The organism is Lysobacter sp. K5869, from assembly GCF_018847975.1.
In the GTDB taxonomy this organism is placed as follows: domain Bacteria; phylum Pseudomonadota; class Gammaproteobacteria; order Xanthomonadales; family Xanthomonadaceae; genus Lysobacter.
The window spans coordinates 2582128-2603676 of sequence record NZ_CP072597.1 but is presented as its reverse complement, the minus strand read 5'-3'; the positions used below and the strand labels follow the sequence as shown (position 1 = coordinate 2603676).

Annotated in this window: 31 protein-coding genes; all 31 read right to left on the bottom strand. The window is 64.5% G+C overall.

The genetic code is table 11. From position 1 onward, the window contains the following. Positions 1-798: 798 nt before the first annotated feature. A complete protein-coding gene (locus J5226_RS11225; RefSeq protein ID WP_215839960.1) occupies positions 799-2190 on the bottom strand; it encodes a 3-deoxy-7-phosphoheptulonate synthase class II in 1392 nt (463 codons plus the stop codon). 81 nt (positions 2191-2271) lie between these two features. Next, a complete protein-coding gene (locus J5226_RS11220) occupies positions 2272-2781 on the bottom strand; it encodes a disulfide bond formation protein B (RefSeq protein WP_215839959.1) in 510 nt (169 codons plus the stop codon). A 377-nt stretch (positions 2782-3158) separates the two neighbouring features. Further along, positions 3159-3533 carry a 50S ribosomal protein L17 gene (gene rplQ / locus J5226_RS11215; RefSeq protein ID WP_215839958.1) on the bottom strand — a complete coding sequence of 125 codons (375 nt, stop codon included), beginning with the start codon at positions 3531-3533 and terminating at the stop codon, positions 3159-3161. A 294-nt stretch (positions 3534-3827) separates the two neighbouring features. Beyond that, positions 3828-4826 carry a DNA-directed RNA polymerase subunit alpha gene (gene rpoA, locus J5226_RS11210; protein WP_207525719.1) on the bottom strand — a complete coding sequence of 333 codons (999 nt, stop codon included), beginning with the start codon at positions 4824-4826 and terminating at the stop codon, positions 3828-3830. Positions 4827-4984: 158 nt separating this feature from the next. After that, positions 4985-5614 (bottom strand): 30S ribosomal protein S4, encoded by a 630-nt coding sequence (gene rpsD / locus J5226_RS11205; RefSeq protein WP_215839957.1) that lies wholly within the window; start codon positions 5612-5614, stop codon positions 4985-4987. A 14-nt stretch (positions 5615-5628) separates the two neighbouring features. Next, the gene (gene rpsK / locus J5226_RS11200) at positions 5629-6021 is read right to left on the bottom strand and encodes a 30S ribosomal protein S11 (RefSeq protein ID WP_057948535.1); all 393 of its coding nucleotides are present in this window, start codon (positions 6019-6021) and stop codon (positions 5629-5631) included. A 13-nt stretch (positions 6022-6034) separates the two neighbouring features. Continuing rightward, a complete protein-coding gene (gene rpsM / locus J5226_RS11195) occupies positions 6035-6391 on the bottom strand; it encodes a 30S ribosomal protein S13 (RefSeq protein ID WP_064747304.1) in 357 nt (118 codons plus the stop codon). A gap of 231 nt (positions 6392-6622) precedes the next feature. Continuing rightward, complete coding sequence (secY, locus tag J5226_RS11190) at positions 6623-7996, bottom strand: preprotein translocase subunit SecY (RefSeq protein ID WP_215839956.1); 1374 nt, start codon at positions 7994-7996, stop codon at positions 6623-6625. Between the two features lie 7 nt (positions 7997-8003). Continuing rightward, a complete protein-coding gene (gene rplO, locus J5226_RS11185) occupies positions 8004-8447 on the bottom strand; it encodes a 50S ribosomal protein L15 (protein WP_215840394.1) in 444 nt (147 codons plus the stop codon). Next, positions 8447-8644, bottom strand: coding sequence for a 50S ribosomal protein L30 (rpmD, locus tag J5226_RS11180; RefSeq protein ID WP_057948539.1), 198 nt, complete (start codon positions 8642-8644; stop codon positions 8447-8449). The genes rplO and rpmD overlap by 1 nt, the downstream gene beginning before the upstream one ends. Beyond that, complete coding sequence (gene rpsE / locus J5226_RS11175; RefSeq protein ID WP_215839955.1) at positions 8637-9176, bottom strand: 30S ribosomal protein S5; 540 nt, start codon at positions 9174-9176, stop codon at positions 8637-8639. The genes rpmD and rpsE overlap by 8 nt, the downstream gene beginning before the upstream one ends. Before the next feature lie 209 nt (positions 9177-9385). Continuing rightward, positions 9386-9739: a 50S ribosomal protein L18 gene (gene rplR / locus J5226_RS11170; protein ID WP_215839954.1), complete on the bottom strand. Its 354-nt coding sequence runs from the start codon at positions 9737-9739 to the stop codon at positions 9386-9388. A gap of 66 nt (positions 9740-9805) precedes the next feature. Further along, positions 9806-10333 (bottom strand): 50S ribosomal protein L6, encoded by a 528-nt coding sequence (gene rplF, locus J5226_RS11165; RefSeq protein WP_215839953.1) that lies wholly within the window; start codon positions 10331-10333, stop codon positions 9806-9808. A 15-nt stretch (positions 10334-10348) separates the two neighbouring features. Then, on the bottom strand, positions 10349-10747 hold the full coding sequence (rpsH, locus tag J5226_RS11160) for a 30S ribosomal protein S8 (protein ID WP_040390006.1): 399 nt from the start codon (positions 10745-10747) through the stop codon (positions 10349-10351). Positions 10748-10902: 155 nt separating this feature from the next. Further along, on the bottom strand, positions 10903-11208 hold the full coding sequence (gene rpsN / locus J5226_RS11155) for a 30S ribosomal protein S14 (protein WP_215839952.1): 306 nt from the start codon (positions 11206-11208) through the stop codon (positions 10903-10905). A gap of 15 nt (positions 11209-11223) precedes the next feature. Next, the gene (gene rplE / locus J5226_RS11150) at positions 11224-11766 is read right to left on the bottom strand and encodes a 50S ribosomal protein L5 (RefSeq protein ID WP_057948545.1); all 543 of its coding nucleotides are present in this window, start codon (positions 11764-11766) and stop codon (positions 11224-11226) included. Between the two features lie 11 nt (positions 11767-11777). Then, positions 11778-12092, bottom strand: coding sequence for a 50S ribosomal protein L24 (gene rplX / locus J5226_RS11145; protein WP_057948546.1), 315 nt, complete (start codon positions 12090-12092; stop codon positions 11778-11780). A gap of 16 nt (positions 12093-12108) precedes the next feature. Continuing rightward, positions 12109-12477, bottom strand: coding sequence for a 50S ribosomal protein L14 (gene rplN, locus J5226_RS11140; protein WP_031373826.1), 369 nt, complete (start codon positions 12475-12477; stop codon positions 12109-12111). A 14-nt stretch (positions 12478-12491) separates the two neighbouring features. Beyond that, complete coding sequence (gene rpsQ, locus J5226_RS11135; RefSeq protein WP_057948547.1) at positions 12492-12761, bottom strand: 30S ribosomal protein S17; 270 nt, start codon at positions 12759-12761, stop codon at positions 12492-12494. Between the two features lie 10 nt (positions 12762-12771). Beyond that, positions 12772-12957 carry a 50S ribosomal protein L29 gene (gene rpmC / locus J5226_RS11130; protein WP_057948548.1) on the bottom strand — a complete coding sequence of 62 codons (186 nt, stop codon included), beginning with the start codon at positions 12955-12957 and terminating at the stop codon, positions 12772-12774. Next, a complete protein-coding gene (gene rplP / locus J5226_RS11125) occupies positions 12957-13370 on the bottom strand; it encodes a 50S ribosomal protein L16 (protein WP_057948549.1) in 414 nt (137 codons plus the stop codon). Before rplP ends, rpmC begins: the two co-directional genes overlap by 1 nt. Positions 13371-13376: 6 nt before the next feature. After that, the gene (gene rpsC, locus J5226_RS11120; protein WP_057948550.1) at positions 13377-14138 is read right to left on the bottom strand and encodes a 30S ribosomal protein S3; all 762 of its coding nucleotides are present in this window, start codon (positions 14136-14138) and stop codon (positions 13377-13379) included. A 13-nt stretch (positions 14139-14151) separates the two neighbouring features. Continuing rightward, positions 14152-14487 carry a 50S ribosomal protein L22 gene (gene rplV, locus J5226_RS11115; protein ID WP_215839951.1) on the bottom strand — a complete coding sequence of 112 codons (336 nt, stop codon included), beginning with the start codon at positions 14485-14487 and terminating at the stop codon, positions 14152-14154. A 10-nt stretch (positions 14488-14497) separates the two neighbouring features. Continuing rightward, a complete protein-coding gene (gene rpsS / locus J5226_RS11110; RefSeq protein WP_207525729.1) occupies positions 14498-14767 on the bottom strand; it encodes a 30S ribosomal protein S19 in 270 nt (89 codons plus the stop codon). 6 nt (positions 14768-14773) lie between these two features. Further along, entirely contained in the window at positions 14774-15601 is an 828-nt protein-coding gene (gene rplB / locus J5226_RS11105; protein WP_215839950.1) for a 50S ribosomal protein L2, read from the bottom strand. A gap of 10 nt (positions 15602-15611) precedes the next feature. Further along, positions 15612-15908 (bottom strand): 50S ribosomal protein L23, encoded by a 297-nt coding sequence (gene rplW, locus J5226_RS11100; RefSeq protein ID WP_074872133.1) that lies wholly within the window; start codon positions 15906-15908, stop codon positions 15612-15614. Beyond that, positions 15905-16510, bottom strand: coding sequence for a 50S ribosomal protein L4 (gene rplD / locus J5226_RS11095; protein ID WP_123647193.1), 606 nt, complete (start codon positions 16508-16510; stop codon positions 15905-15907). Before rplD ends, rplW begins: the two co-directional genes overlap by 4 nt. Positions 16511-16522: 12 nt before the next feature. After that, the gene (gene rplC / locus J5226_RS11090; protein WP_215839949.1) at positions 16523-17176 is read right to left on the bottom strand and encodes a 50S ribosomal protein L3; all 654 of its coding nucleotides are present in this window, start codon (positions 17174-17176) and stop codon (positions 16523-16525) included. A gap of 10 nt (positions 17177-17186) precedes the next feature. Continuing rightward, positions 17187-17498, bottom strand: a complete 312-nt coding sequence (gene rpsJ / locus J5226_RS11085; RefSeq protein WP_022968186.1) for a 30S ribosomal protein S10 — start codon at positions 17496-17498, stop codon at positions 17187-17189. A 565-nt stretch (positions 17499-18063) separates the two neighbouring features. Beyond that, entirely contained in the window at positions 18064-19254 is a 1191-nt protein-coding gene (gene tuf, locus J5226_RS11080; protein ID WP_215839940.1) for an elongation factor Tu, read from the bottom strand. Positions 19255-19346: 92 nt separating this feature from the next. Then, positions 19347-21467 carry an elongation factor G gene (gene fusA / locus J5226_RS11075; RefSeq protein ID WP_215839948.1) on the bottom strand — a complete coding sequence of 707 codons (2121 nt, stop codon included), beginning with the start codon at positions 21465-21467 and terminating at the stop codon, positions 19347-19349. Positions 21468-21549: the final 82 nt, after the last annotated feature.

Sequence of the window (21549 nt, the reverse complement as noted above, 5' to 3'; positions counted from 1 at the left end):
CGCAATCGCGCCTGCGGCTCGGCTCCATCTCTCTCTTCGGCTCCATCTCTCCTTCGGCTCCATCTCTCTCTTCGGCTCCATCTCTCCTTCGGCTCCATCTCCCTCTTCGGCTCCGTCTCTGTCTTCGGCGCCATCCCACCATTCCGGCCAACGCCCTCTAACCGTCATTCCGGCGAAAGCCGGAACCCATTTTGATTTTGCCGTGGCCCGCGCTTTCAAACATCGCAGCACGGTGAAGCCGACATCCGCTGCGGCAACGAATCGCCGCTAAAGCAAGATTCCGGTCCAGCGCAGCCACACTCTCGCGCCGCCCCCTACCCCGTCATTCCGGCGAAAGCCGGAATCCATTTTGCTCTTGCCGTTGCTCGCGCTTTCAAACATCGCAGCAAGGCGAAGCCAACGGCCGATGCGGCACCGCATCGCGCCCAAGGCGAGATTCCGGTCCAGCGCAGCCGCACTCTCGCGCCGCCACCCTTACCTCGTCATTCCGGCGAAAGCCGGAATCCATTTTGATCTTGCCGTTGCTTCCATCTGTCGGCAGCCAGCGGAACAGCAACGGCGAAATGGATTCCGGCTTTCGCCGGAATGACGGGGAGGGAACTTCGCCGCTCGCTGCAATGACGGCGGCGGGAACTCCGGCTTTCGTCGGAACGATCGTCGGCCTTTCGACGTTCACCGCAGCGACTGCATCGAAACCTCGACGCCTCAAGATCGCGCGATCTCCAATCCAAAGCGCCCGCAACGAAAAAGCCCGCCATCCGGCGGGCTTTCTCGTTCAACTCGAACTCAACCGATCCCTCAAGCCGGCGCCGCGATCTGCGCCTGCTTGCGCACGATCAGCATCGCCACTTCCAACGCCTGCTCGTAGTTCAGGCGCGGATCGACCGTCGAACGGTACGCGCGTTCCAGATCGCTCTCGGTGAGCTCGCGCGCGCCGCCCAGGCATTCGGTCACGTCCTCGCCGGTCAGCTCCAGGTGCACGCCGCCGAGGCGGGTGCCGGCCGCGGCGTGCAGCTCGAAGCTGCTCTCGATCTCGGCGCGGATGTTGCGGAAGCGGCGGGTCTTGTAGCCGTTGCTGGTGCTCTCGGTGTTGCCGTGCATCGGATCGCACACCCACAGCACGCGGCGGCCGTCGCGGCGCATCGCGTCGAGCAGCGGCGGCAGCTTGTCGCCGATGGCGGTCGCGCCCATGCGGTGGATGAAGGTCAACCGGCCCGGCTCGTCCTCGGGGTTGAGCAGGTCGATCGTGCGCAGCAGTTGGTCCGGCGTCACCGACGGACCGACCTTGAGCGCGATCGGATTGCGGATGCCGCGGAAGTATTCGGCGTGGGCGCCGTCGACCGCCGCGGTGCGCATGCCGATCCACGGGTAGTGGGTGCTGAGGTTGAAGTGGCCCCAGTGGCGCGGCACTTGCCGGGTCAGCGATTCCTCGTACGGCAGCAGCAGCGCTTCGTGCGAGGTGTAGAAGTCGACCCGGTTGAGGTTGTGCACCTCATTGCCCGACAGCGTCTCCATGAAGCGCACCGCGTCGCCGATGGCGTTGACCATGCGCCGGTACTCGTCGGCCAGCGGCGAGTGGCCGACCCAGCTGAGGTTCCAGTACTCGGGATGGTGCAGGTCGGCGAAACCGCCGTCGATCAGCGCGCGCACGAAGTTCATCGTCATCGACGAACGCGCATGCGCCTTGATCATGCGGCGCGGATCGGGCTTACGCGCGACCTCGGTGAAGGCCGGGCCGTTGACCATGTCGCCGCGGTAGCTCGGCAAGGTCACGCCGTCGATGGTCTCGGTGTCGGCCGAGCGCGGCTTGGCGTACTGGCCGGCGAAGCGGCCCACGCGCACCACCGGCTTGCGCATGCCGTGCACCAGCACCAGGCTCATCTGCAGCAGCACCTTGAGCCGGTTGGAGATGACGTCGGAGGTGCACGAGTCGAAGCTCTCCGCGCAGTCGCCGCCTTGCAGCAAAAATCGCTTGCCTTCCTGCGCCTCGGCCAATTGCTGCTTGAGCGAGAGGATCTCCCACGAAGTCACCAGCGGCGGCAGATGGCGCAGTTCCGCCAGCGCGCTCTCCAGTTCGGCCTGGTCCGGATAGTTCGGCAGCTGCAGTGCGGTGCGCTCGCGCCAGGAGGTCGGGCTCCAGTCGGCGGGAAGATTGACGGCACGAAGGTTGCTGCGATCGGAGGCGCTCATTTGCTGGTTTCCGTTGGGTGTCGCGGTGTGTGGGAGGTTGGGTGGAAGGGATGGGTGGCGAAAGAAACGGGTTCGGCGGACTTACTTGGTCGAACGCGGACGGAACGCGGCGTAGGCCGCCCACAGCGCCAGCACGACGAAACAAATCAGGCTCCAGGCCGGCATCGCCAGACCGAGGAAGGTCCAGTCGACGTTGGCGCATTCGCCCGAGCCGGTCATGACCTTGCGGATCACGCCGCCGATGGGCATGGCGCCGAGCATGTAATCCAGACCCGGGCCGCAGGCCGGCACCTGATCCGGCGGCAGGTGCTGCAGGCGCACGTGGTTGCCGGCCACGGCGATGCCGGCGCCGGCGGCGATCAGGGCGAGCAGGCCCCAGACCTTGCGGCCCAGCGGCTTGCCCGGCCCGTGGATCGCGCCGAGCAGGAACATCAACCCGAGCGCGGCGAAGGCCACGCGCTGGAAGATGCACAGCGGACACGGTTCCAGGTGTTGATAGAACTGCAGATAGACGGCGTAAGCGAGCAAACCCGCGCAGGCCAGGAAGCCGAGCAGGAATTGGATCCGGAAGGAGGCTTTGAAGGGGTTCATGTACACACCATACGGGTCGGGGTCGGGTCGTGCCAATGTCCAATCGGCATGAATTGAGACAACGCTGCGTCGCGCCGCAGCCCCAAATGGACTGCGTCGGCGGCGCGAAAGTTGCCGCCTGCGACGATCCGTCCGATGCCTTTCTCATCGCCGATCGCGAACCGATGCCTGCCTGCCCGAAGCCTCCTGAATGCGCGCGTCCGACGATACTCGTTCGCGACCTTTACCGTGGTAACCGTTGCCGGCGTAACCGTCGCCGGAAAACAAAAACCCCGACCTCTCGGCCGGGGTTTTCGCTCGCTTGGACCCCGACCGCTGCGCGGCCGAGACCCAGTGTGCTGGCTGTCCGTCGCGCCGGATGCGGCGCGGGCGGAGACTTACTCGGTCGCCGCTTCCGGACGATCCACCAGCTCGACGTAGGCCATCGGCGCGTTGTCGCCGGCGCGGAAGCCGCACTTGAGGATGCGCAGGTAGCCGCCCGGACGGCTCGCGTAACGCGGGCCCAGGGTGGTGAACAGGGTGCCGACGGCTTCCTTGTCGCGCAGGCGCGAGAAGGCGAGACGACGGTTGGCGACGCCGTCCTTCTTGGCCAGGGTGATCAGCGGCTCGGCGACGCGGCGCAGTTCCTTGGCCTTCGGCAAGGTGGTGCGGATGAGGCCGTGCTTGATCAGCGAGGCCGCCATGTTGGTGAACATGGCATCGCGGTGGGCGCTGGTGCGGCTGAACTTACGGCCGGATTTCTGATGACGCATGACGGTGATTCCTATGAATGGTGTGACGGTTGGACTTCGCTGTCGCCATCCAGGCGTTGGAGCATTGGACTGCGGGTGGTCCGAACCGGCCTTCCCTGACCGGCTGGCCGCGGACTTCGTGGTCCGTCGGCGGTGTGATGCAAGTGGTGCTGAATCGGTGTCGCGTTGGAGCGATGTTGCTTTGAAGCGGTGTCGCGTTGGAGCGGGTATCGCGGCGGAACGTATCGCTCGAATCCGTACCGCCGGACAGAACGCGGGCCGCGCCTCGCGGCGCGGCCCGGTTCGAGGGCTTTATCAGCCCATCATCCCGTGCGAAGCGATCCCGGCCGGCGGCCAGTTCTCGAGCTTCATGCCGAGCGAAAGGCCGCGCTGAGCCAGCACTTCCTTGATCTCGGTGAGCGACTTCTTGCCCAGGTTCGGGGTCTTGAGCAGCTCGACCTCGGTCTTCTGGATCAGGTCGCCGACGTAGTAGATGCTCTCGGCCTTGAGGCAGTTGGCCGAACGCACCGTCAGCTCCAGATCGTCGATCGGGCGCAGCAGGATCGGATCGATGCCGCTGGTGGCCGGCTTCTGCGCGCCGCGGTCGCGGTGGGTGAAGTCGCCGAACACCGACAGCTGATCGGTGAGGATGTCGGCGGCGGTGCGCACGGCTTCCTCGGCGTCGATCGTGCCGTTGGTTTCGATGTCCAGGACCAGCTTGTCCAGGTCGGTGCGCTGCTCGACGCGCGCGGCTTCCACGGCGTAGGCGACGCGACGGACCGGCGAGAAGCTGGCGTCCAGCATCAGGCGGCCGATGGCGCGGGTTTCTTCGTCCGGACGACGGCGCGAAGCCGCCGGCTGGTAGCCGAAGCCGCGCTCGATCTTCAGACGCATGTTGATCGCCGTGTCCTTGGTCAGGTGGCAGATCACATGGTCGGTGTTGAGGATTTCGACGTTGTGGTCGGTCTTGATGTCGCCGGCGGTGACGATGCCGGGACCCTGCTTGGCCAGCGACAGCGTCGAGGACTCGCCGGTGTGCATGCGGATGGCCACGTCCTTCAGGTTCAGCAGGACTTCCAGCACGTCCTCTTCCAGACCTTCGACCGTGGTGTACTCGTGCAGCACGCCGTCGATTTCGACTTCGGTGATGGCGAAACCCGGGATCGACGACAGCAGCACGCGGCGCAACGCGTTGCCCAGCGTGTGGCCGTAACCGCGCTCCAACGGCTCGATCACGACTTTGGCGCGATTGCCGGCGAGGCGTTCGATCTGCGGGCCACGCGGGCGCAGTACCTGGTTGGCGGTAACCGTCATGTTTCGGTGTCTCCAATGACCTTCGCCGGGGGGCGACGGAAGGCTTTAGCTCTTGGAGCCCCCTCGGATCGAGGGAGCGGCCGCCGCGGCTGGCGCCACGGCGGCCTGGGGTGCACAGCGCGCCGGATTCGCGAGAATCCGGCGCAAGGCTTGCACTATTACTTGCTGTACAACTCGACGATCAGCGCTTCGTTGATGTCGGCCGGCAGATCCGCGCGATCCGGAACCGCCTTGAACACGCCGCTGAACTTCTTGCTGTCGACTTCCACCCACGACGGCGACAGATCCATCTGCGAGGAGACGGTCAGCGATTCCTGCACGCGCAGCTGCTTCTGAGCGCGTTCGGACAGCGCGATGACGTCGCCGGCCTTGACCTGGTAAGACGGCAGGTTGACCGACTTGCCGTTGACGGTGACGCCGCGGTGCGAAACCAGCTGACGGGCCGCCGGACGGGTCACGGCGAAGCCCATGCGGTAGACGACGTTGTCCAGGCGGGTTTCCAGGAACTGCAGCAGGTTCTCGCCGGTGTTGCCCTTCTTGGTCGAGGCCTTCTTGTAGTAGTTGCGGAACTGACGCTCCAGCAGACCGTAGATGCGCTTGACCTTCTGCTTCTCGCGCAGCTGGGTGGCATAGTCCGACAGCTTGCCCTTGCGGGCGGTCGGGCCGTGCTGGCCGGGCTTCTGCTCGAGCTTGCACTTGGAATCGAGGGCGCGAGCCGACGACTTCAGGCCGAGGTCGGCGCCTTCGCGACGGGCGAGCTTACAGGTGGGACCGATATAACGAGCCATGTTCTTTCAGCTCCTCAGACGCGACGCTTCTTCGGCGGACGGCACCCGTTGTGCGGGATCGGCGTCACGTCGATGATGTTGATGATCTTGTAACCGACGTTGTTCAGCGAACGCACGGCGGACTCACGGCCCGGACCCGGACCCTTGATGCGCACTTCCAGCGACTTGACGCCGTAGTCGAGCGCAGCACGGCCGGCCTTTTCGGCGGCGACCTGGGCGGCGAACGGGGTGGACTTGCGCGAGCCGCGGAAACCCGCGCCACCCGAAGTCGCCCACGACAGCGCGTTGCCCTGACGGTCGGTGATCGTGATGATGGTGTTGTTGAAAGAAGCGTGGACGTGGGCGATGCCGTCGGTGACGACGCGCTTGATCTTCTTCTTGGTCTTGACTGCTGCCGGCTTGGCCATGGTCTAGGTCCCCTTACTTCTTGATGGCCTTGCGCGGACCCTTACGGGTACGAGCATTGGTCCGGGTACGCTGACCACGCAGCGGCAGGCCGCGACGGTGACGCAGGCCGCGGTAGCAGCCCAGGTCCATCAGACGCTTGATGGCGATGCCGATTTCGCGGCGCAGATCGCCTTCGACCACGAACTTGCCGACCTCGGCGCGCAGGCGCTCGACTTCCGGCTCGGACAGGTCACGGATCTTGGTCGTCGAAGTCACACCTGCGGTTTCGCAGATCTGCTTCGAACGGGTACGGCCGATGCCGTAGATGCTCTGGAGCCCAACCCAGACATGCTTCTGGGCAGGCAGATTGACGCCCGCAATACGCGCCATAACGCGATCTCCAACTGGTTTGGCGGCCGAGACGGATTAATCCCGGCGGAGTGAACTGGAAATTGTATCTAGGTCTCGGGTTAATAGGAAGCCCCGCGGCACCCGAAGGTGCCACGGTGCTCCGGCATGGGGAGTGTGCCCATGCTCCGGCGACGAGTCGGAACTGGCTGAACGAGCGATGCCCTGCCCCTCAGCCCCGCGCGCTACTCTGGCGCGCGAACCGGTTCTGACTCACCCGCGCGCGAGACCGCCGCGCGAGCCGCCCTTCAGGTTCGCTTTCTTCAACAGGCTTTCGTACTGATGCGACATCAGATGAGCCTGGATTTGAGCGATGAAATCCATCACCACGACCACGACGATCAGCAGAGAGGTGCCGCCGAAGTAGAACGAGGTGCCCAGTTGGGTACGCATGACCTCCGGGAGGAGGCAGACGATCACCAGGTAAATCGCGCCGGCCGCGGTCAAGCGGGTCAGCACGCCGTCCACATAATCCGCCGTCGCCTTGCCCGGACGGATGCCCGGAATCAGAGCGCCCGACTTCTTGAGGTTGTCGGCGGTTTCCTGCGAGTTGAACACCAGCGCCGTGTAGAAGAACGCGAAGCCGATGATCAGACCAGCATACAGGATCATGTGCACCGGCTCACCCGGGGCCAGCCATTGGCTGAGCCGCTGGAGGAAGCCGGAAAAACCCGAACCGCTGTTGCTCTGGGCGAACCAGGTTGCGGCGGTGGCGGGGAACATCACGATGCTCGAAGCGAAGATCGCCGGAATCACGCCGGCCATGTTGAGCTTCAGGGGCAGGAACGACGCCTGATTCATGTAGGCGTTGCGACCGCCCTGACGGCGCGCGTAGTTGACCGTGATCCGGCGCTGGCCGCGTTCGACGAAGACCACCAGGAAGGTGAAGCCGAACACCAGCAAGGTCACGATGATCGCCGCGATCGCGCTCATATCGCCGTTGCGGATCTGCTCGAACATGTGCAGAACCGCGGCCGGCAAGCCGGCGACGATGCCGGCGAAGATGATGAGCGACACGCCGTTGCCGACGCCGCGTTCGGTGATCTGTTCGCCCAGCCACATCAGGAACATGGTGCCCGCGGTCAACGCGATCACCGCGGTCAGGATGAAGCCCATGCCCGGCGCGTACACCACCGGCAGGCCGTCCGGCGCCACGCTGGACTGCAGGCCGGCGGCGATGCCCCAGGCCTGGAATACCGCCAGCGGAATGGCGCCCATGCGCGACCACTGGTTGATCTTGCGCCGGCCCGACTCGCCTTCCTTCTGGATGGCTTTCAGGCTGGGCACGATCTGCACCAGCAGCTGCACGATGATCGATGCCGAGATGTACGGCATCACATTGAGGGCGAACAGACTGAAGCGATGCAGGGCGCCGCCGGTGAACATGTTGAACATGTCCACGATGGTGCCCTGCTTGGTCTCCATGAACTTGACCATCGCCTCCGGGTTGATACCCGGCACCGGGATGTAGCTGCCGATGCGATAGACGATCAACGCGCCGATGACGAACAGCAGACGCTGACGCAGCTCGGTGAACTTACCGAGCCCGCCGCCGATACCAGCCATTGCGTTGCCGCTGCGCGCCATTCGTCAGTTACTCCTCGATCTTGCCGCCGGCCGCTTCGATGGCGGCCTTGGCGCCGGCGGTAGCCAGCACGCCCTTGAGCACGAACTTCTTGGTCAGCTCGCCCTTCTTCACGATCTTGGCCTGCTTGGCCGTGCTCGGAACGAGCTTGGCGGCCTTCAGCGCGGCGAAATCGATCTCGCCGGCTTCCAGCTTGTCCAGCTGATACAGCAGCACTTCGGCGGTGTCCTTGGCCAGCTTCGAGCGGAAGCCGATCTTGGGCAGACGACGCTGCATGGGCATCTGGCCGCCTTCGAAACCGGCCTTGATCTTGCCCTTACCCGAGCGGGCGAACGAGCCCTTGTGGCCGCGACCGGCGGTCTTGCCCAGGCCGGAACCGATGCCGCGACCGACGCGGGTACGTTCCTGACGGGCGCCGTCGGCGGGCTTGAGAGTGTTGAGACGCATGATGATTACTCCTCGACCTGGACGAGGTAGTGAACCTTGTTGATCAGGCCGCGAACCTGCGGGCTGTCCTTGAGTTCACGCACATCGTTGAGCTTGTTCAGGCCCAGCGCGCGCACCGACAGGCGGTGACGCGACTGGGTGCCACGCAGACCCTTGACCAGACGCACCTTGACGGTGCCGGTACCGGCTTCGTTCTTAGCCATTGAGGATGTCCTCCACCTTCTTGCCGCGCTTGGCCGCGATCTTGGCCGGCGAATGCATTTCGGTGAGGCCCTTCAGGGTGGCGCGGACCAGGTTGATCGGGTTGCGCGAACCGGTGGCCTTGGCCAGCACGTTCTTGACGCCGACCGCTTCGAGCACGGCGCGCATCGCGCCGCCGGCGATCACGCCGGTACCTTCCGACGCCGGCTGCATGTAGACATGCGCCGCACCGTGGCCCGACTTGACGGCGTGCCACAGGGTGCCGTTGTTGAGCTCGACGTTGTTCATCGCCTTGCGGGCGTATTCCATCGACTTCTGGATCGCGACCGGCACTTCGCGCGCCTTGCCGTAGCCGAAGCCGACCTTGCCGTTGCCGTCGCCCACCACCGTCAGCGCGGTGAAGGTGAACTGGCGACCGCCCTTGACGGTCTTGCTGACGCGGTTGACCGCGATCAGCTTCTCGATCATGCCGTCGTCGATCTCTTCGCGGTTGCGATCGCGATCGCGGCCCCGCGGCGCTCTTTCGTCTGCCATTTCGATAATCTCGTTGATTGAAGGAATTTGCGGCGTCGCCGCTTATGGTTGTGAAGTACTTCGGGTGCAACGCCGGCCGCGGCAATCCGCGACGGCGCCCGACGCACCCTGCGTCGGCAGGTGAAACTGTTCGCTGCGGAAGGCGTGGAGACGAATCTCCACGCTTTCAAGTCCGGATACGGGCGCGCCCTCGAGGAGCGCGCGCCGGATCAGAACTGCAGGCCGCCTTCGCGCGCGGCTTCGGCCAGCGCCTTGATGCGGCCGTGGTAGCGGTAACCCGAGCGGTCGAACGCGACCTTCTCGATGCCGGCGGCCTTGGCGCGCTCGGCGATCAGCTTGCCGACCTTAGCGGCGGCGTCGGCGTTCTTGCCGTTCTTCAGGCCTTCCTTGACGTCGGCCTGCACGGTCGAGGCGGTGGCCAGGACCTTGGAGCCGTCGGCGGTGAAGACCTGGGCGTACAGGTGCTGACCGGTGCGCAGCACGGTCAGACGGGCGACGCCGAGGTTGCGGATGTGCGAGCGGGTCGACTTGGCGCGACGCAGGCGAGCGGTGTTCTTGTTCATGTTCTGGTCTCCGAAAGCTGAAGGCTTGGTTTGTCGGGGCCGACCGCGAGGCCGGCGCCCTACCCGTTAAGCCTTCTTGGCTTCCTTGCGGATGATGACTTCGCCGGCGTACTTCACACCCTTGCCCTTGTAGGGCTCCGGCGGACGGAAACCGCGGATCTTGGCGGCGACTTCGCCCACGCGCTGCTTGTCCGCGCCCTGGACCAGGATCTCGGTCTGGGTCGGAGCCGCGAGGGTGATGCCTTCCGGCGCCTGGAACACGACCGGATGCGAGAAACCCAGCGACAGGCTGAGGTCCTTGCCCTGCATCGCGGCGCGGTAACCGACGCCGACCAGCTCGAGCTTGCGCTCGAAGCCTTCCGACACGCCCTTGACCATGTTGGCCACGATGGCGCGCAGGGTGCCGGTCAGCGGGATCAGCGCGGCGTCTTCGGTGGCGAAGACCGCTTCGTTGTTCTCGACCTTGAGGTTGATCGCGGCGGGCTTGGCGATGGTCAGCGAGCCCTTCGGGCCCTTGGCGACGATCGAATCGGCCTGCACGTTGATTTCGACGCCCTTCGGCAGGGCGATCGGCTTCTTGGCAACTCGGGACATGGTTTGATTACTCCCTTAGGCCACGAAGCACAGGACTTCACCGCCGACGCCCTGCTGGCGCGCCTGCGCATCGGTCATGATGCCCTTGGAGGTGGAGATGATGGCGACGCCCAGGCCACCGAGGACCTTGGGCAGATCGGCCTTGCCGCGGTACTGGCGCAGGCCCGAGCGGGAGTAGCGCTGGAGGCGCTCGATCACCGGCTTGCCTTCGTAGTACTTCAGCGAGATTTCGAGTTCGGACTTGCCCGGAGCGACCTCGGTCACGCGGGAATCCAGGATGTAACCCTCTTCCTTCAGCACGGCGGCGATGGCCACCTTCACCTTGGACGAAGGCATCTTCACCGTCTGCTTGCGCACAGCGGCCGCATTCTTGATGCGGACCAGCATGTCGGCGATGGGATCAGTCATGCTCATTGAATATCACCTATGAGTAGCACCGATATCCGCGGGATTGCGAATTTCAGTAATAGATACAGCAACTTACAACCGTTTACCGGACTTCAACAACGCCGCCGCGGCCCGAGGGCCGCGGCGGTGAAACCGGGAAAGCCGGCTATGGTACCAGAGATTTACCAGCTTGCCTTACGCAGGCCCGGCACATCGCCGCGCATGGTGGCTTCGCGCAGCTTGTTGCGGCCGAGGCCGAACTTCTGGTAGACGCCGCGCGAACGGCCGGTCAGGGCGCAACGGTTGCGCTGACGGCTCGGCGAGGAGTCGCGCGGCAGCTTCTGCAGCTTGACCACCGCGTCCATCTTGTCTTCGTACGAAGACGCGTCGTTGGAGATGATCTTCTTCAGCGCGTCGCGCTTCGCCGCGAACTTCTTCGCCAGCTTGGCCCGCTTGAGGTCGCGGTTGACCATGGAGGTCTTAGCCATTGTTCAATCCTAGCCTCAGTTACGGAACGGGAAGCGGAAGGCTTCGAGCAGGGCCTTGGCCTCGGCGTCGGTCTTCGCGGTCGTGGTGATCGCGATGTCCATGCCGCGCAGGGCGTCGACCTGATCGAAATCGATTTCCGGGAAGATGATCTGTTCCTTCACGCCCATGTTGTAGTTGCCGCGGCCGTCGAACGAACGGCCCGACACGCCGCGGAAGTCGCGGACGCGCGGCAGCGAGATGTTGATCAGGCGGTCCAGGAACTCGAACATCTTGGCGCGGCGCAGGGTGACCTTGGCGCCGATCGGCCAGCCGTCGCGGATCTTGAACGAAGCCACCGACACGCGGGACTTGGTCACGATCGGCTTCTGGCCGGCGATCTTGGTCATGTCCGCAACGGCATTTTCCAGGATCTTCTTGTTGGTGGCGGCTTCGCCCACGCCCATGTTCAGCGTGATCTTGACGAGGCGCGGCACTTCCATCGGGTTCTTGTAGCCGAACTTTTCGGTCAGCGCGGGAACCACTTCTTTCTTGTAAAACTCTTCGAGCCGGGTGGTCATCTCAGCATTCCTCAGGCGTCAACCGCCTCACCGCTGGAGCGGAACACACGCAGTTTGCGTCCATCCTCCAGCACCTTGAAACCGATGCGTTCGCCCTTGCCGGTGGCCGGGTTGAACAGCATGACGTTGGAAATGTGGATCGGCGCTTCGCGCTCCACCACGCCGCCCGGCTGGTTGGCCTGCGGATTCGGCTTGGTGTGGCGCTTGACGATGTTGATGTTCGACACGACGACCTTGTCGCCGAGCACGCGCACCACATCGCCCTTCTTGCCCTTGTCCTTGCCGGCGGTGACGATCACCTGATCGCCCTTCTTGATACGGTTCATGGTCTAGTTCCTCCGCTCAGAGCACTTCAGGCGCGAGCGAAACGATCTTCATGAACTTCTCCGAGCGCAGCTCGCGAGTCACGGGCCCGAAGATACGGGTGCCGATCGGCTCATGCTTGTTGTTGAGCAACACCGCGGCGTTGCCGTCGAAGCGGATCAGCGAGCCGTCCGGGCGGCGCACGCCCTTGCGGGTGCGGACCACGACGGCGTCGTAGACGTCGCCCTTCTTGACCTTGCCGCGCGGGATCGCGTCCTTCACGGTGACCTTGATGATGTCGCCAATGTGCGCGTAACGGCGCTTGGAGCCGCCGAGCACCTTGATGCACATCACTTCCTTAGCCCCGGAGTTGTCGGCCACGCCGAGGTAGCTTTGCATCTGGATCATGGTTCAGCCTCCTCTTATTCGGCCACGCGGCTGACGATCTCAACCACGCTCCAGTTCTTGGTCTTGGACAGCGGAGCGATCTCCTTCACGCGCACGATGTCGCCTTCTTTGCAGGCGTTGTCGGCGTCGTGAGCGTGGAGCTTGGTCGAGCGACGGATGTACTTGCCGTACAGCGCGTGCTTGACCTGGCGCTCGACGAGCACGGTGACGGTCTTGTCCATCTTGTTGCTGACGACCCGGCCTTCAACCGTGCGCACAGCCTTCTCTGTCTTGTTGTCGGTCATGGCAGGGTCCTTACTTCTTCTCGCCCAGCAGCATGTTCACGCGAGCGATCTCGCGGCGCACGCGGCGGGCGTCATGGGTCTTGGCGAGCTGGCCGGTGGCCTTCTGCATGCGAAGGGCGAAGCCCTCCTTGTGCAGTTCGACCAGATGAGCCTTCAGCTCATCGGCAGACTTCTCGCGCAGTTGCTTGAGTTCCATTAGCGCACCGTCCGGGTAACGAAAGTGGTGGTCACCGAGAGCTTGGCGGCGGCCAGACGGAACGCTTCGCGCGCCACGTCTTCCGGAACGCCCTCGATCTCGTAAATCATGCGACCGGGCTGGATCTGGGCGACCCAGTACTCGACGTTGCCCTTACCGGAGCCCATTCGGACTTCGATCGGCTTCTTGGTGATCGGCTTGTCCGGGAACACGCGGATCCACATCTTGCCGCCGCGCTTGACGTAGCGGCTGATCGAGCGGCGGGCCGCTTCGATCTGGCGCGCGGTCAGCTGGCCGTGGGCGGTCGCCTTCAGGCCGTACTCGCCGAAGCTGACAGCGTTACCGCTCCAGCTCAGGCCCTCGTTACGGCCCTTGTGTACCTTGCGGTACTTGGTTCGCTTGGGTTGCAGCATGGCGGATTACCTCTGTTCGCGGGCAGGACGGCCCGAGCGGTCGTTGCGATCGCCGCGGTCGCCGCGATCGCCGCGGTCGCCACGGTCACCACGCTCGTTGCGCGGCGAATCGTCCTGCTTCTCCTGGCCGACCTGAGCGAAGTCGAACACTTCGCCCTTGTAGATCCAGGTCTTGATGCCGATGATGCCGTAGGTCGTCTTGGCTTCGGCGAAGCCGTAGTCGATGTCGGCGCGGAGGGTGTGCAACGGCACGCGGCCTTCGCGGTACCACTCCGAACGCGCGATCTCGGCGCCGTTGAGGCGGCCGGCGACGTTGACCTTGATGCCCAGCGCGCCCAGGCGCATCGCATTGCCCACCGCGCGCTTCATGGCGCGGCGGAACATGATGCGGCGCTCGAGCTGCTGCGCGATCGATTCGGCGACCAGCTGCGCGTCGAGTTCCGGCTTGCGGACCTCGGTCACGTTGATGTGCGCCGGAACGCCCATCAGGTTGCTGACTTCCTTACGCAGCTTCTCGATGTCCTCGCCGCGCTTGCCGATCACCACGCCCGGACGGGCGGTGTGGATCGTCACGCGGGCGTTGTTCGCCGGACGCTCGATGAAGATCTTCGAGATGCCGGCCTGCGCCAGCTTCTTGCGAAGCATTTCGCGAACCTTCAGGTCAGCCGCCAGGTATTCGGCGTACTGCTTCTTGTTGGCGAACCACTTGGAATTCCAATCCTTGGCGATGCCCAGGCGGATTCCGGTCGGATGAACTTTATGACCCATTGTCTACTCCGCCTTACTTGCCGGCGCCCACAACCACAGTGATGTGGCTGGTGCGCTTGAGGATGCGGGTGCCGCGGCCCTTCGCACGCGCCATGAAGCGCTTAAGTGCGGGACCCTCGTCAACCATGATGGCCTTGACCTTGAGATCGTCGACGTCGGCGCCCTGGTTGTTCTCGGCGTTGGCGATGGCGGACTCCACGACCTTGCGGATCAGTGCAGCAGCCTTCTTGTCCGAGAACTTCAGCAGGTTGACGGCGCGCTCGGCGGACAGACCGCGCACCTGGTCGGCGACCAGGCGGGCCTTCTGCGGGGAGATGCGCGCGGTGCGCAGGATGGCTTTCGCTTCCATGGTCATCTCCTTACTTGCCCGACTTCTTGTCGCCGCCATGACCCTTGAACGTACGGGTCAGAGCGAATTCGCCAAGCTTGTGGCCGACCATGTTCTCGTTGACCAGCACCGGGATGTGGTTCTTGCCGTTGTGCACGGCAATGGTGAAACCGATCATCTCGGGGAGGATCATGGAACGGCGCGACCAAGTCTTGATCGGCTTCTTGTTGTTGCCCGCGGTCTCCACCTTCTTCGCGAGATGGTGGTCGACGAACGGACCCTTTTTGAGTGAACGTGCCATGGCCGATTAACCCCTGCGATCGCGCACGATGAATTGCGTGGTGCGCTTGTTCTTGCGCGTCTTGTAACCCTTGGTCGGAACACCCCACGGGGTGACCGGATGCGGGTTGCCCTGGCCAGCCTTCGCCTCACCACCACCGTGCGGGTGGTCGACGGGGTTCATGGCGGCGCCGCGGACGGTCGGCTTGATGCCGCGCCAACGCTTGGCGCCGGCCTTGCCGAGCTTCTCGAGGCTGTGCTCGTCGTTGCCGACTTCGCCGATGGTGGCGCGGCACTCGACCGGCACCTTGCGCATTTCGCCGGAGCGAAGACGCAGCGTGGCGTAGCCCTGCTCGCGAGCGACCAGGTAGGCGCTGGCGCCGGCCGCGCGGGCCAGCTGGGCGCCCTTGCCCGGCTTCATCTCGACGCAGCACACGGTGGTGCCGACCGGGACGTTGGTCAGCGGCAGCGTGTTGCCCACCTTGATGGGGGCGTCGCGGCCGGCGATGACCTGATCGCCGTCCTTCAGGCCCTTCGGGGCGATGATGTAACGGCGCTCGCCATCGACGTAGCACAGCAGCGCGATGTGCGCGGTGCGGTTGGGATCGTATTCGATCCGCTCCACGCGCGCCGGGATGCCTTCCTTATCGCGCTTGAAGTCGATGATGCGGTAGTGCTGCTTGTGACCGCCGCCGATGTGGCGGGTGGTGATTCGGCCGTGGTGGTTACGGCCGCCGGTCTTGCTCTGCTTTTCGATCAGGGCCGCGTGCGGCGCGCCCTTGTGCAGGCCCGGGGTCACGACGCGGACCGCGTTGCGGCGGCCTGCGGAGGTGGGCTTGAAAGTCATCAATGCCATGGGTCTTTCCTCAGGCCTTGGCCATCACGTCGATCGACTGGCCTTCGGCCAGCTTCACGTACGCCTTGCGCCAGTCGCCGCGACGGCCCATGCGGTTGCGGAAGGCTTTGTTCTTGCCCTTCACGTTGACCACATTGACAGCCTCGACCTTGACGTCGAACAGCTTTTCCACGGCGACCTTGATGTCGGCCTTGGTGGCTTCGTTCGAGACTTCGAAGACGTATTGGTTGGATACTTCCTGCAGACGTGCGGTCTTTTCGGACACGCGCGGCGCGCGGATGATGCTGTAGAGCTTGGCGTCGTTCATGCCAGCCACTCCTCGATCTTCTTGACCGCATCGCTGGTGAGCACGACCGAGTCGGCGCCAACGAGGGCGACCGGATCCAGGCCCTGGACATCACGCACTTCGACGTACGGCAGGTTGCGGGCCGAGAGATACAGGTTCTCGGTGGCCTCTTCGGTGACGATCAGCGGACGGCGACCGACTTCCAGGCTCTTGAGCTTTTCGATCAGGCCCTTGGTCTTCGGCGCGTCGATGTCGAAGCTCTCGACGACCTTGATGCGGCCCTGGCGGTTCAGCTCGGACAGGATCGCGGCGATCGCGGCGCGGTACATCTTGCGGTTGACCTTCTGCGCGAAGCTGCGCGGCTTGGCCGCGAAGGTCACGCCGCCGCCGACGAAGATCGGAGCGGTCAGAGCGCCGTGACGAGCGCCGCCGCCCTTCTGCTTCTTCGACTTCTTGGTCGTGCCGTTGACTTCCGAACGGGTCTTCTGCGCCTTGGTGCCGGCGCGACCGGCGTTGCGATAGGCGACGACGACCTGATGGACCAGGTCTTCGCTGAATTCGCGGCCGAAGATCTCGTCGGAGACCGACAGAGTCTTGCTGCTGTTATTGATGGCGAGTTCCATCGTCATCTCTCCTTATGCCTTGCTCGAGGGACGGACGATCACGTCGCCACCCGGCGCGCCCGGCACGGCGCCCTTGATCGCGATCAGGCCGCGCTCGGCGTCGACCTTGACCACTTCAAGACGCTGGGTGCTCTGCTGGACGGCGCCCATGTGACCCGACATCTTCTTGCCCGGGAAAACGCGGCCCGGCGTCTGGCGCTGGCCGATGGAGCCCGGCGAACGGTGCGACAGCGAGTTACCGTGCGTCGCGTCGCCCATGCGGAAGTTCCAGCGCTTGATCGTGCCCTGGAAGCCCTTGCCCTTGGTGATGCCCTGGACGTCGACCAGCTGGCCGGCGCTGAAGATGTCGGCCTTGATCTCGCCGCCCACTTCGAAGGCGCCGATCTGGTCGGCTTCCACGCGCAGCTCCCACAGGCCGCGACCGGCTTCGACCTTCGCCTTGGCGAGGTGACCGGCTTCGGGCTTGTTGACGAGCGCGGCGCGGCGCACGCCGACCGTCACCTGCACGGCGCTGTAGCCGTCGGTGTCTTCGGTCTTGATCTGGGTGATGCGGTTCGGGGTCGCCTCGATGAGGGTCACCGGAACCGACTTGCCGTCTTCGGTGAAGAAACGGCTCATGCCGGCCTTGCGACCGACGATGCCCAACGAATACTTCTTCGCGGTCATAGTGGTTGCCTCAGGTCAGCTTGATCTGGACATCAACGCCAGCCGCGAGTTCGAGCTTCATCAGCGCGTCCACGGTCTTGTCGTTGGGGTCGACGATGTCGAGCACGCGCTTGTGCGTGCGGGTCTCGTACTGGTCGCGCGCGTCCTTGTCGACGTGCGGGGAGACGAGAACGGTGTAGCGCTCGATCTTGGTCGGCAGGGGGATCGGGCCGCGCACTTGCGCGCCGGTCCGCTTGGCCGTTTCGACGATCTCGCTGGCCGAGCGGTCGATCAAACGATGATCGTACGCCTTGAGCCGGATCCGGATCTTTTGGTCCGCCATGAACGGAATTCCTTGGTTGAAAGAGCGACGGGACGGCTTCTGGGTGCGCCGGCCCCACGAAAACGCAAACACTCCAGGGCAACACCCTCGCCCCGGAGCTTCCTTGCCTGGAAAAGCTAAGGCGGCCCGGCTTCCCGGCCCGCCCCAGACTGAGCAGAACGCACGAATGGCTCCGTTACTGTTCCTTGGTTGCCGCAGACCTTTTGAGTCCGGGCCCGGAACGTACGGAGCTGCCGTGCGACATATCCCTGTCTGGCGAATACGAGGGACGTCCTGTTCCTCATTTCGCTGGTTGCGCCATCCCGGAAACCGGGGCTGGCACGGTGGTCGCGCATTCTAGCCGCATTGATAGGGGCGATGCAACTCCCCTGCCCTGCGGAATTGCGGACCGGCCGACAGCTCCGTTCAGGGAGCTGGCTGGCCTGAAAAAGCCGCGGCGGCCGGGAGGCCGCCGCGGGATCTTTCGCCTGAGATTTCGGGGTTAGCCCTCGTCTCAGGATCCCTGCTTTCGCAGGGATGGCGATTCGGCAAACCCGTGCGCGCTAGGCGCGCACGGGCCGAATCGTCACTTCAGGATCTTCGACACCACGCCGGCGCCGACGGTACGGCCGCCTTCGCGGATCGCGAAGCGCAGACCTTCGTCCATCGCGACCGGGTTGATCAGCGTCACCGCCATCTTCACGTTGTCGCCCGGCATCACCATCTCGACGCCTTCCGGCAGCTGGCACGCGCCGGTGATGTCGGTGGTGCGGAAGTAGAACTGCGGACGGTAGCCCTTGAAGAACGGGGTGTGGCGGCCGCCTTCGTCCTTCGACAGCACGTACACCTCGCCTTCGAACTCGGTGTGCGGGGTGATCGAACCCGGCTTGGCCAGCACCTGGCCGCGCTCCACGTCGTCACGCTTGGTGCCGCGCAGCAGCAGACCCGCGTTGTCGCCCGCCTGGCCCTGATCCAGCAGCTTGCGGAACATTTCCACGCCGGTCACGGTGGTCTTCTGGGTCGGACGGATACCGACGATTTCGATTTCGTCGCCCACCTTGATGATGCCGCGCTCGATACGGCCGGTCACCACGGTGCCGCGGCCCGAGATCGAGAACACGTCTTCCACCGGCATCAGGAACGGCTTGTCGATCGCGCGCTCCGGCTCCGGAATGAAGGTGTCCAGCGCCTCCACCAGCTTGATGATCGCCGGCACGCCGATGTCCGACTGGTCGCCTTCCAGCGCCAGACGGGCCGAGCCGTGGATGATCGGGGTGTCGTCGCCCGGGAACTCGTACTTGCTCAGCAGCTCGCGCACTTCCATCTCGACCAGCTCGAGCAGCTCGGCGTCGTCCACCATGTCGGCCTTGTTCAGGAACACGACGATGTACGGCACGCCGACCTGACGCGACAGCAGGATGTGTTCGCGGGTCTGCGGCATCGGACCGTCAGCGGCCGAGCACACCAGGATCGCGCCGTCCATCTGCGCCGCACCCGTGATCATGTTCTTCACGTAGTCGGCGTGGCCCGGGCAGTCCACGTGGGCGTAGTGACGGTTCGGGCTTTCGTATTCGACGTGAGCCGTCGAAATCGTGATGCCGCGAGCCTTCTCTTCCGGCGCCGCGTCGATCGCGTCGTACGCCTTGAACTCGCCACCGAAACGCTCGGCGCCGACCTTGGTCAGAGCGGCCGTCAGCGTGGTCTTGCCGTGGTCGACGTGACCGATCGTGCCGACGTTCACGTGCGGCTTGGTGCGCTCGAATTTACCCTTAGCCATGATTGTCTCTCTTTAATTAATGCAGTGATTCGTTATTCGGATCGGAAGGAAGCCGCGAGCGGCGGCTTCCTTCGCGGGGCGCAAGCGTCGGCTTAGCCGCCCTTCTTGATGACCGTCTCGGCGATGTTGGTCGGCGCTTCGGCGTAATGGTCGAATTCCATCGTGAAGGTCGCGCGGCCCTGGGTCAGCGAACGGATCGTGGTCGCGTAACCGAACATCTCGCCTAGCGGCACCATCGCGTTGATGGTCTTGCCCGACGGCGTGTCGTCCTGGCCCTGCAGCAGGCCGCGACGACGGCTCAAGTCGCCCATCACGTCGCCGACGTACTCTTCCGGGGTCACCACTTCGACCTTCATCATCGGCTCCAGCAGGACCGGATCGGCCTTGCGGAAGCCTTCCTTGAAGGCCATCGACGCGGCGAGCTTGAACGCCATTTCCGACGAGTCGACGTCGTGGTACGAACCGAACACGAGCTTGACCTTCACGCCCACGACCGGGAAGCCGGCCAGCGGACCGCTGGTGATGGTCTCGCGCAGGCCCTTCTCGACCGCCGGGATGAATTCCTTCGGAATCACGCCGCCGGTGATGTCGTTGACGAACAGGAAATCGTTCTCGACGTCCTCGTTGGCGCGGTCCTTCTCGTTCATCGGCGACAGCTCGATCACGACGTGACCGTACTGACCCTTACCGCCGGACTGCTTGGCGTGCTTGTAGTCCGACTTGACGTCCGACTTGCGGATCGTCTCGCGGTACGCCACCTGCGGCTTGCCGACGTTGGCTTCGACGTTGAACTCGCGCTTCATGCGGTCGACGAGGATGTCCAGGTGCAGCTCGCCCATGCCGGCGATGATGGTCTGGCCCGATTCTTCGTCGGTGCGCACGCGGAACGAGGGATCTTCCTGCGCCAGACGGCCCAGGGCGATGCCCATCTTTTCCTGGTCCGACTTGGTCTTCGGCTCGACCGCCATCGAGATGACGGGCTCCGGGAACACCATGCGCTCGAGGGTGATGATGTGATCCTGCGCGCACAGCGTGTCGCCGGTGGTCACGTCCTTCAGGCCCACGGCCGCGGCGATGTCGCCGGCGCGGACTTCCTTGATTTCGTCGCGCTGGTTGGCGTGCATCTGCAGGATGCGGCCGACGCGTTCCTTGCGCGACTTGACCGGGTTGTACACCTGGTCGCCGGAGTTCAGCACGCCGGAGTACACGCGGAAGAAGGTCAGCGAGCCCACGAACGGGTCGGTCATGATCTTGAACGCCAGCGCCGAGAACGGCTCGGAATCCGACGCCTTGCGGCTGTCTTCCTTTTCGTTCTCGTCGATGCCCTGCACCGGCGGACGATCCGACGGCGACGGCAGCAGGTTGATCACGCCGTCGAGCATGGCCTGCACGCCCTTGTTCTTGAACGCCGAGCCGCAGAACACCGGCACGATCTCGACGCGCAGGGTGCGCTCGCGCAGACCGGCGATGATCTCGACCTCGGTCAGCTCTTCGCCGCCCAGGTACTTCTCCATCAGGTCTTCCGAGGCTTCCGCGGCGGCTTCGATCATGAAGCTGCGGGCTTCCTCGGACTTGGCCTGCAGTTCGGCCGGAATGTCGCGGTACTCGAACTTGGTGCCCTGCGACGCGACGTCCCAATGGATCGCCTTCATCTTCAGCAGGTCGACCACGCCCTCGAAGCCGTCTTCGGCGCCGATCGGCACCTGCATCGGAACGGCGTACGCGCCCAGGCGCGCCTTCAGCTGTTCGACGACCTTATCGAAGTTGGCGCCGGTGCGGTCCATCTTGTTGACGAACGCCATGCGCGGCACCGAGTACTTGTTGGCCTGACGCCACACGGTCTCGGACTGCGGCTGCACGCCGCCGACGGCGCACAGCACGAACACCGCGCCGTCGAGCACGCGCAGCGAACGCTCCACTTCGATGGTGAAGTCGACGTGGCCGGGGGTGTCGATGATGTTGAAGCGGTGCTCGGGCAGCGACTTGTCCATGCCCTTCCAGAACGCGGTGGTCGCGGCGGAAGTGATGGTGATGCCGCGTTCCTGCTCCTGCTCCATCCAGTCCATCGTCGCGGCACCTTCGTGCACTTCGCCGATCTTATGGCTGACGCCGGTGTAGAACAGGATGCGTTCCGACGTGGTGGTCTTGCCGGCATCGATGTGGGCCATGATGCCGAAGTTGCGGTAACGCTCGATGGGAGTGGTGCGAGCCACGGGACCCTCTCGTAAGTTTTCGAATTCCAGATGGCCGGACGCCGCCTTTTAGGCGGCCTCCGGTTCGCAAGGCGGCTGTCGT

Coding starts and splice junctions, on each gene's coding strand:
- rplR (WP_215839954.1), bottom strand. CDS start 9,739: ATGAACAAGAACACCGCTCGCCTGCGTCGCGCCAAGTCGACCCGCTCG.
- rpoA (WP_207525719.1), bottom strand. CDS start 4,826: ATGACGGTTACCGCCAACCAGGTACTGCGCCCGCGTGGCCCGCAGATC.
- rpsD (WP_215839957.1), bottom strand. CDS start 5,614: ATGGCTCGTTATATCGGTCCCACCTGTAAGCTCGCCCGTCGCGAAGGC.
- J5226_RS11220 (WP_215839959.1), bottom strand. CDS start 2,781: ATGAACCCCTTCAAAGCCTCCTTCCGGATCCAATTCCTGCTCGGCTTC.
- rplD (WP_123647193.1), bottom strand. CDS start 16,510: ATGGAACTCGCCATCAATAACAGCAGCAAGACTCTGTCGGTCTCCGAC.
- rpsQ (WP_057948547.1), bottom strand. CDS start 12,761: ATGACCGACAACAAGACAGAGAAGGCTGTGCGCACGGTTGAAGGCCGG.
- rplE (WP_057948545.1), bottom strand. CDS start 11,766: ATGACCACCCGGCTCGAAGAGTTTTACAAGAAAGAAGTGGTTCCCGCG.
- rplV (WP_215839951.1), bottom strand. CDS start 14,487: ATGGAAGCGAAAGCCATCCTGCGCACCGCGCGCATCTCCCCGCAGAAG.
- rpsE (WP_215839955.1), bottom strand. CDS start 9,176: ATGGCAGACGAAAGAGCGCCGCGGGGCCGCGATCGCGATCGCAACCGC.
- tuf (WP_215839940.1), bottom strand. CDS start 19,254: ATGGCTAAGGGTAAATTCGAGCGCACCAAGCCGCACGTGAACGTCGGC.
- rplB (WP_215839950.1), bottom strand. CDS start 15,601: ATGGCATTGATGACTTTCAAGCCCACCTCCGCAGGCCGCCGCAACGCG.
- rpsC (WP_057948550.1), bottom strand. CDS start 14,138: ATGGGTCATAAAGTTCATCCGACCGGAATCCGCCTGGGCATCGCCAAG.
- rplN (WP_031373826.1), bottom strand. CDS start 12,477: ATGATCCAGATGCAAAGCTACCTCGGCGTGGCCGACAACTCCGGGGCT.
- rpmD (WP_057948539.1), bottom strand. CDS start 8,644: ATGGCTAAGAACGAAGCCGGTACCGGCACCGTCAAGGTGCGTCTGGTC.
- rpsS (WP_207525729.1), bottom strand. CDS start 14,767: ATGGCACGTTCACTCAAAAAGGGTCCGTTCGTCGACCACCATCTCGCG.
- rpsN (WP_215839952.1), bottom strand. CDS start 11,208: ATGGCTAAGACCTCCATGGTCAACCGCGACCTCAAGCGGGCCAAGCTG.
- rplQ (WP_215839958.1), bottom strand. CDS start 3,533: ATGCGTCATCAGAAATCCGGCCGTAAGTTCAGCCGCACCAGCGCCCAC.
- rpsK (WP_057948535.1), bottom strand. CDS start 6,021: ATGGCCAAGCCGGCAGCAGTCAAGACCAAGAAGAAGATCAAGCGCGTC.
- rplW (WP_074872133.1), bottom strand. CDS start 15,908: ATGAACGACGCCAAGCTCTACAGCATCATCCGCGCGCCGCGCGTGTCC.
- rplX (WP_057948546.1), bottom strand. CDS start 12,092: ATGAACCGTATCAAGAAGGGCGATCAGGTGATCGTCACCGCCGGCAAG.
- rplF (WP_215839953.1), bottom strand. CDS start 10,333: ATGTCCCGAGTTGCCAAGAAGCCGATCGCCCTGCCGAAGGGCGTCGAA.
- J5226_RS11225 (WP_215839960.1), bottom strand. CDS start 2,190: ATGAGCGCCTCCGATCGCAGCAACCTTCGTGCCGTCAATCTTCCCGCC.
- rplC (WP_215839949.1), bottom strand. CDS start 17,176: ATGACCGCGAAGAAGTATTCGTTGGGCATCGTCGGTCGCAAGGCCGGC.
- rpmC (WP_057948548.1), bottom strand. CDS start 12,957: ATGGAACTCAAGCAACTGCGCGAGAAGTCTGCCGATGAGCTGAAGGCT.
- rplP (WP_057948549.1), bottom strand. CDS start 13,370: ATGCTGCAACCCAAGCGAACCAAGTACCGCAAGGTACACAAGGGCCGT.
- secY (WP_215839956.1), bottom strand. CDS start 7,996: ATGGCGCGCAGCGGCAACGCAATGGCTGGTATCGGCGGCGGGCTCGGT.
- rpsJ (WP_022968186.1), bottom strand. CDS start 17,498: ATGGCGGACCAAAAGATCCGGATCCGGCTCAAGGCGTACGATCATCGT.
- rpsH (WP_040390006.1), bottom strand. CDS start 10,747: ATGAGCATGACTGATCCCATCGCCGACATGCTGGTCCGCATCAAGAAT.
- rpsM (WP_064747304.1), bottom strand. CDS start 6,391: ATGGCGCGTATTGCGGGCGTCAATCTGCCTGCCCAGAAGCATGTCTGG.